General features: G+C 53.3%; 10 protein-coding genes. 7 read left to right on the top strand and 3 right to left on the bottom strand.

Annotated features, from left to right (window positions below):
- The first annotated feature begins 295 nt into the window (after positions 1 to 295).
- Positions 296 to 505, top strand: coding sequence for a DUF2281 domain-containing protein (locus VLM75_16495; protein HSV98521.1), 210 nt, complete (start codon positions 296 to 298; stop codon positions 503 to 505).
- Between the two features lie 35 nt (positions 506 to 540).
- Positions 541 to 891: a PIN domain-containing protein gene (locus VLM75_16490; protein ID HSV98520.1), complete on the top strand. Its 351-nt coding sequence runs from the start codon at positions 541 to 543 to the stop codon at positions 889 to 891.
- Between the two features lie 65 nt (positions 892 to 956).
- Here VLM75_16490 and VLM75_16485 read toward each other — a convergent pair whose 3' ends face one another.
- Together VLM75_16485 and VLM75_16480 are read right to left on the bottom strand one after the other, a co-directional pair.
- Positions 957 to 1,334 carry a type II toxin-antitoxin system VapC family toxin gene (locus VLM75_16485; GenBank protein ID HSV98519.1) on the bottom strand — a complete coding sequence of 126 codons (378 nt, stop codon included), beginning with the start codon at positions 1,332 to 1,334 and terminating at the stop codon, positions 957 to 959.
- On the bottom strand, positions 1,328 to 1,564 hold the full coding sequence (locus VLM75_16480) for a CopG family transcriptional regulator (protein HSV98518.1): 237 nt from the start codon (positions 1,562 to 1,564) through the stop codon (positions 1,328 to 1,330). Before VLM75_16480 ends, VLM75_16485 begins: the two co-directional genes overlap by 7 nt.
- Before the next feature lie 193 nt (positions 1,565 to 1,757).
- On the opposite strand from VLM75_16480, the gene rsmG reads away from it, so the two are divergent.
- From rsmG to VLM75_16460, 4 genes are all read left to right on the top strand, one after another.
- Positions 1,758 to 3,257, top strand: coding sequence for a 16S rRNA (guanine(527)-N(7))-methyltransferase RsmG (gene rsmG / locus VLM75_16475; GenBank protein HSV98517.1), 1,500 nt, complete (start codon positions 1,758 to 1,760; stop codon positions 3,255 to 3,257).
- Positions 3,258 to 3,492: 235 nt separating this feature from the next.
- On the top strand, positions 3,493 to 3,903 hold the full coding sequence (locus VLM75_16470; protein HSV98516.1) for a hypothetical protein: 411 nt from the start codon (positions 3,493 to 3,495) through the stop codon (positions 3,901 to 3,903).
- A gap of 242 nt (positions 3,904 to 4,145) precedes the next feature.
- Positions 4,146 to 4,700 carry a hypothetical protein gene (locus VLM75_16465; GenBank protein ID HSV98515.1) on the top strand — a complete coding sequence of 185 codons (555 nt, stop codon included), beginning with the start codon at positions 4,146 to 4,148 and terminating at the stop codon, positions 4,698 to 4,700.
- 35 nt (positions 4,701 to 4,735) lie between these two features.
- Complete coding sequence (locus tag VLM75_16460; GenBank protein HSV98514.1) at positions 4,736 to 4,942, top strand: DUF6290 family protein; 207 nt, start codon at positions 4,736 to 4,738, stop codon at positions 4,940 to 4,942.
- Between the two features lie 10 nt (positions 4,943 to 4,952).
- On the opposite strand, the gene VLM75_16455 is transcribed toward VLM75_16460, so the two are convergent.
- Positions 4,953 to 5,102 (bottom strand): tetratricopeptide repeat protein, encoded by a 150-nt coding sequence (locus VLM75_16455; GenBank protein ID HSV98513.1) that lies wholly within the window; start codon positions 5,100 to 5,102, stop codon positions 4,953 to 4,955.
- Between the two features lie 161 nt (positions 5,103 to 5,263).
- Here VLM75_16455 and VLM75_16450 point away from each other — a divergent pair, with 161 nt between their 5' ends.
- Complete coding sequence (locus VLM75_16450; GenBank protein ID HSV98512.1) at positions 5,264 to 5,503, top strand: type II toxin-antitoxin system Phd/YefM family antitoxin; 240 nt, start codon at positions 5,264 to 5,266, stop codon at positions 5,501 to 5,503.
- Positions 5,504 to 5,618 lie beyond the last annotated feature (115 nt).

Genomic DNA, 5,618 nt, shown 5'->3' with positions numbered 1-5,618 from the left:
CGGGTATCATTAATTCGGTCGGATTGTAGCGGGTCGATGGGGTGGAATCGCCATGGAAATAGATAAAAATACCATGCTCGGAGAATTGAATTCGCTTCTTCGAAATCGTTTCGCGGATGATCTGAAAGATGTGGTCATGTTAGGGTCGTCGGTATCAGGCGGGCTCCACGCGTAATGGAGGATCCGGGCAGGCGCGGATTCGAATCCGCGCCTGCCCGGATCCGATAATCGGACTTGACTGAGCAGCGAAACGGTGATAGTAACGAGTATACGTCGTAAAAACGGGAGCGGTGCCATGACTCCACTGGAAAAAATTATAGAACAATTACAGCCGGACGAAAAAAAAGAGGTCGTCGAATATATTGAAAGCCTCAAAGCGAAGCGCACAGCGACGGGATCGGTCGATCAGGGAGCGTTTTCGTTCAAGTGGATCGGAGCGCTTGCATCCCTCAAGGGAAGGTATTCGTCGGTCAGTTTACAGCATGATGCGCAGAAGTGGCGATAAGCGTGTATCTGGCCGATACGAATATATTCCTCTAAATCCTTCTGGACCAGGAGCGCGCACGGGTCTGCCGGAAACTCCTTGAAGCCCGGAAAGGTCAAATTCACGTTTCCGACTTCTCTCTGCATTCTGTCGGGGTCGTGCTGTTTCGCAACAATGCCCGTGAGGCGTATGTGGATTTCATCGAGGACATATCGGGGCGTATCCCCATTGTCTCTCTGCCTCTCTCCTGCCATGGCGATATCGTCGAAGCGGGGAAGCGGTATTCGCTCGATTTCGATGATGCCTATCAATATGCATGTTCGGTCTTTTACGGATTGACCATAGTAAGCTATGACAGGGATTTTCAGCGGACGCCCGGCCCCTGTGTTTTCCCGGAAAACCTCTAATGGATTCCCCGTTTTCGATGCCCGTGTAGAAGCGTAAGGAGGCCCGCAAACGTTTGTGCGCCTCCTCAGGCGATACAATCATCGTCCTCCATGCCGGGATAATGCTTTTTGTTCAGCGTCCACAATTTCATGCGGTGATATATCGCGGTGCCGGCGATGAGGGCGTCCGCCAGGGTGGCCCCGTGCGAGGGGGCGTAGCGCCGGAGGATATCGCCCGCACCGGCGCCCACGGCCGCGTCAATCTCCTGGACCGGAAACGCGTCGAGGAGCTCTTCGGTCTTCCGGCGTTCCCTGTCTTTCATGCCGGCGCGTACCTCGGCTATCTGGATGGGGGTGATGTACATCTCCCCGTCAAGATCGCCTGCCAGTTCCTTGAATCGGGCCTTAACGGATTCATCTCCGCGCAACAGCCAGATGAGAATGTCGGAATCGACGATCACCATGCCTTTCTGTCTTTTCTGAGGTTTCTGATATATTCGTCAGTTTCGAATTCCCTGCCCTTCCAAGCCCCGAAGGCGTTTTCGATCCGCGAAAGCATCTTCCGGGCGTCGTGTTTCATCGTGAGCCGGATATTCTGTCGGATCAGTTCGGACATCGATAGCTTGCGCCGCGCGCTCTCCCTCGCGAGGAACTCGTGGGTCTTGTCATCAAGGTATATCTGGGTTCGTTTCATGGCGTTCTCTTGCGATATAATGTATACATACATTATAATGGGTGCTTTTGGCGGAGTCAAATCTTTTTCGCCTCGGCGCGAAGGCGCGGATTCGATTCCGCGCCTTCGCGCCTTCCTGACGCCGTTTCCCACTTGACGAACGCGCCCGTACCCGCTGAAATCCTTCCCGTACCGCGTACGGGAAACAAATCGAATGAAACCGGCCGAAACATCGCGCATGCTCGAGCTTTTCGCCGCGTCGGGCCTGTATGTGGACGAGCGGCAGACGGACCTCTTCGCGCGCTTCTACGACCTGCTCGAGCGCTACAACGACGAGCTCGACCTCTCGCGCCTCAGGCGCTTCGAGGACATCGTCGTCAAGCACTTCATCGACTGCGCGCTCCTCGCCTCGCTCGCCGACATCCCGTCGCCGGTCGTGGACATCGGCACCGGCGCGGGCTTTCCCGGCATCCCGCTTAAAATCATGAAGCCGGACCTTCGCATCATCCTCGCCGAGCCGCGCCACAGGCGGGTCGAGTTTCTCCGCATGGCGATCGCCGAGCTTGAGTTGAAGGATGTGTCGGTGTACCCGCACCTGGTGGGGCCGCACTCCTTCTTCGAGGCGAACGCGGTCGTTACGCGCGCGCTCGAATCGGCGCGCGATACGATGGGCCGGGTGCGCCACTTCCTGCCGCTCGGCGCTCGGGTCATCCTCATGAAGGGCCCGTCGGCCGACGACGAGCCGGGCGCGGATTCCATCGCCGGCATGGACGATTTCCGCGAGCTCGAACGAAAGGACTATTCCATACCGGGCACGCCGCACCGCCGCCGGCTTCTCGTCTTCGAGAAGACCTCGGCGGTGCGTACCGTCACCTACCGCATCCTCACCCGCGCCGAGGGCATGGCCGGCACGGCGATCACCTCGGCCGACAACGCCGCGTTCAAGGCGATGAAAAAGACCGCCTCGGGCGCTTCGGTGAAAAAGACCGAGCGCACGATCGTCGGCGGCAGGAAGCTGGTGCTGGAAGCGGCGGCGCGGCTTCCGGGTCTCTGCGAGTCGCTCGTGCTCTTCGACGGATTGCGGGAGGACGACGATGCGGTCAACGCGCTCGTCGCCGCGTTCGCCGGGGAGGGGAAGCTGTATATACTGAAAAAATCGCTCTACAACGAGGTCGACGTGTCGGCCACGGGCGGGCCGCTCCTCTTCATGCGCGTGCCTGAAATCGGCGAGTGGGACGGCTCGGCCGTCGAAGGATGCACACTGCTGGTGCCCTTTCAGGATCCGGCGAACGCGGGCGCGGTTATCCGTACGGCGGCGGCCTTCGGAGTGGAGCGCGTGGTGATGCTGCGCGAGGCGGTGAACCCCTTTCATCCGCGCTGCGTGCGCGCCTCGGGAGGGGCGGTGTTCGGCGTGCCCGTCTTCCGGGGGCCTTCCATCGGCGAGCTTGCGCGTTTCAGGGAGGAGAAGGGCTTCGAGCTGGTGGCGCTCGACAGGGCCGGTGAACCGGTCGCCGGTTTCCGCTTTCCGAGGGGCTTCGCGCTGCTTGCGGGCGTGGAGGGCCCGGGGCTTCCCGACGCGCTCCGGGCGAACGCCGTATCCATCCCCATGGAGGGCGGCGTGGAATCGCTCAACGCGGCCGTCGCGGCCTCGATCGCGCTGTACGCGTGGCGGAGTTCGGCGGGGGAAGGATCTTTAGATCGAGATGTATTCTAAACTTTCAGCCGGTTTACCATTTTAACAGATGCCTTGGCTTTATTGTTGCGGAATCTTAAATATATATCATGAATTTCGACTCAAGCAATATATGTGTCACTCGCTTCATGATGACATTAGGTCTTAGGATGATCCCCCCGGATATCGCAATATATCAATTGACAGATTCATGACTTTCTGTTATAATCTTGTGTTGTCCGATAGCAGCAAAGCCGGGATACGAGAGGTAAGGTGTATGCGGCTAAAATCAATTGGTGCACTTGCTTTACTGTTTGGAGTTGTAGGTTGCGTTGCGACGTTGCAGGATACGGTCAGTACGGCAACCTACGGGAATCCTCCACAACAGTCTCTTTTCATAGTAATTCCACAGGATTCATTAAGTCTAACAGTGCGTAACATTTCCAGCCTAATTGAAGCGCAAATGTCCAAGCATGGATATAAAAAGGCATCATCATTAGCGGATGCAAGTGTTGCAGTATTGTATAAATATTCCTTTGGTTCTGGACGCACGCATGTGAGTAGCAGTCCGGATTTTGTATGGGGAGGCCAAAAGGTTGAATCGTCTACAACATATCCGCGCTTCTTCAAAATTGCATTAGTCGACATTAAGAAATCGAAAATTCCGGAAAAGGTCGAGATAATCTGACAGGGGGAAATATATAGTACCGGATCATCTACAAACATTTCAAAATTGGCAGTGCATTTTCTTGACGTGCTATTCCAGAACTACGGATTGACCGTAACAAATAAAAGTTTTTGTAAGGTAGTTGAGTAGTAAATTATATCGGTTAGCACTTGTTGGAATCGTACTTGGTAGGGACGTATGCTGCATTCTGTCGTAATCATGCTTCGTGTCGTTCAATTGGGTTGTAGCAGGAGGTACATGGTATGGCGGTGCCAGATGGTGCTATAATTATTGGCCCATGTCCGTTGAGCAGGATTGTATTGTGCTCAGCCGATGCAAGTCCGAACTCGCAAGGGGAATACGACGTCGAAGCGGGTTATTTCTTCCCCGGCGCAAAATGGATTGGAACTCTCAGGAATGCTTCGAATAAATTGGGCTGCAGGTTTGTAATTCTTACCACCGGGCACGGAATGGTCAATCCGGATGACGTTATATCACCTTATGATTTACACATCGAAAAAGGGCTGAATGATGTTAGGACTAACTGGCGGCAAACAATTCCCAGACTCCTGGGTTCTTCATCATACGACATCCTTGTATTCTATTCCGGCGGCTGTCCGAGAGATCACTATGTCCAGCTTCTTAGACCGATTCTTAAGGATTTAGGGATATCTCTCTTTACATATGGCAAACCGAATATGTTTGATGTAGGTAAGACCGTTGACATAGTTGAACTCTTGGTACGTGGGGCATCCTTTGTAGAAATTAAATCCCTTCTGAAATGCCCTGAGAGAGCCGAGTATTATCATCCTGTATAGTCGTGTGCATCAATGTGAGGAGGAATTGCATTCCTGTGTTAACCATCAGGTTCAATCCCAGAGAGAAAAAGCTGCTACGCCTCTTAAAAAAGCACTACAATTGCGACGCTTCGACCCTGATAAAAAAATCGCTGTGGGAGCTGTATGAGGATATCAGGGACAGGGAGATAATCGAGGATTTCGAAAAAAAGGAAACGGCCTCGCAGACCGGATTCATCCAGATTACGGAGATCCTGCCGTAATCCCCCGCCCTCATTTCAAAAGCTTCCGAATATTCCGTATCCTGAAATCGTACGGGTTGAGGCGCGCGGCTTTTTCGGCACAGGCGCGCGCCTCGTCGCGCCGCCCCAGCGCGAGGAGGCTTTCGGCGCGCTTGAGCCAGCCGCCGTAGTACGCCGGCACGATCCCGGTGACAAAGGTGAAGTCGCGCTCCGGCCGTATCGGGGCGCGGTTGCCTCACGGGATCGCCGCGTCGGCCTGCGGGGGGAAAACCCCATATTCCCGAGATTCGAAACAAGTCAATTATTCTTGACAACTTGTCAAGAACGTGTTATTTTGTTACTATGAAAATACTGCAAGTCGGCGAATTGAAATCAAATTTCTCTAAGGTCCTTGATTATATTAAAAAGGGAGGGGAGGTCACTATTTCTTTTGGGAAAAAGAGGGAAAAGCTTGCCGTTATCGTTCCTTATTCAAAGTATAAAAAAGGCATAATCAGAAAATTGGGTATTCTGGAAAATAAAGCCTCATATAAAATAACGGAAGATTTTAAAATTTCAGATGACGAATTATTGAATTCATGAATTATTTACTCGATACCCATGTGTTTTTGTGGGCCCTGTTCGATCAAAAGCAATTATCCGGCACCGCCTCCTCAATAATTTTAAATCCTGAAAATATTATTTTTATCAGCCTTGT

The sequence above is a fragment of the Spirochaetota bacterium genome (assembly GCA_035477215.1).
GTDB lineage: Bacteria > Spirochaetota > UBA4802 > UBA4802 > UBA5368 > MVZN01.
Note: the sequence above shows the minus strand (reverse complement) of the source record. Positions and strands in the feature narration are given on the sequence as shown.

Bases quoted from the DNA above. Each gene is read 5' to 3' on its own strand.
- VLM75_16450 (HSV98512.1), top strand. From the start codon at position 5,264: ATGAAAATACTGCAAGTCGGCGAATTGAAATCAAATTTCTCTAAGGTC.
- VLM75_16485 (HSV98519.1), bottom strand. From the start codon at position 1,334: ATGGTGATCGTCGATTCCGACATTCTCATCTGGCTGTTGCGCGGAGAT.
- VLM75_16470 (HSV98516.1), top strand. From the start codon at position 3,493: ATGCGGCTAAAATCAATTGGTGCACTTGCTTTACTGTTTGGAGTTGTA.
- VLM75_16495 (HSV98521.1), top strand. From the start codon at position 296: ATGACTCCACTGGAAAAAATTATAGAACAATTACAGCCGGACGAAAAA.
- VLM75_16465 (HSV98515.1), top strand. From the start codon at position 4,146: ATGGCGGTGCCAGATGGTGCTATAATTATTGGCCCATGTCCGTTGAGC.
- rsmG (HSV98517.1), top strand. From the start codon at position 1,758: ATGAAACCGGCCGAAACATCGCGCATGCTCGAGCTTTTCGCCGCGTCG.
- VLM75_16480 (HSV98518.1), bottom strand. From the start codon at position 1,564: ATGAAACGAACCCAGATATACCTTGATGACAAGACCCACGAGTTCCTC.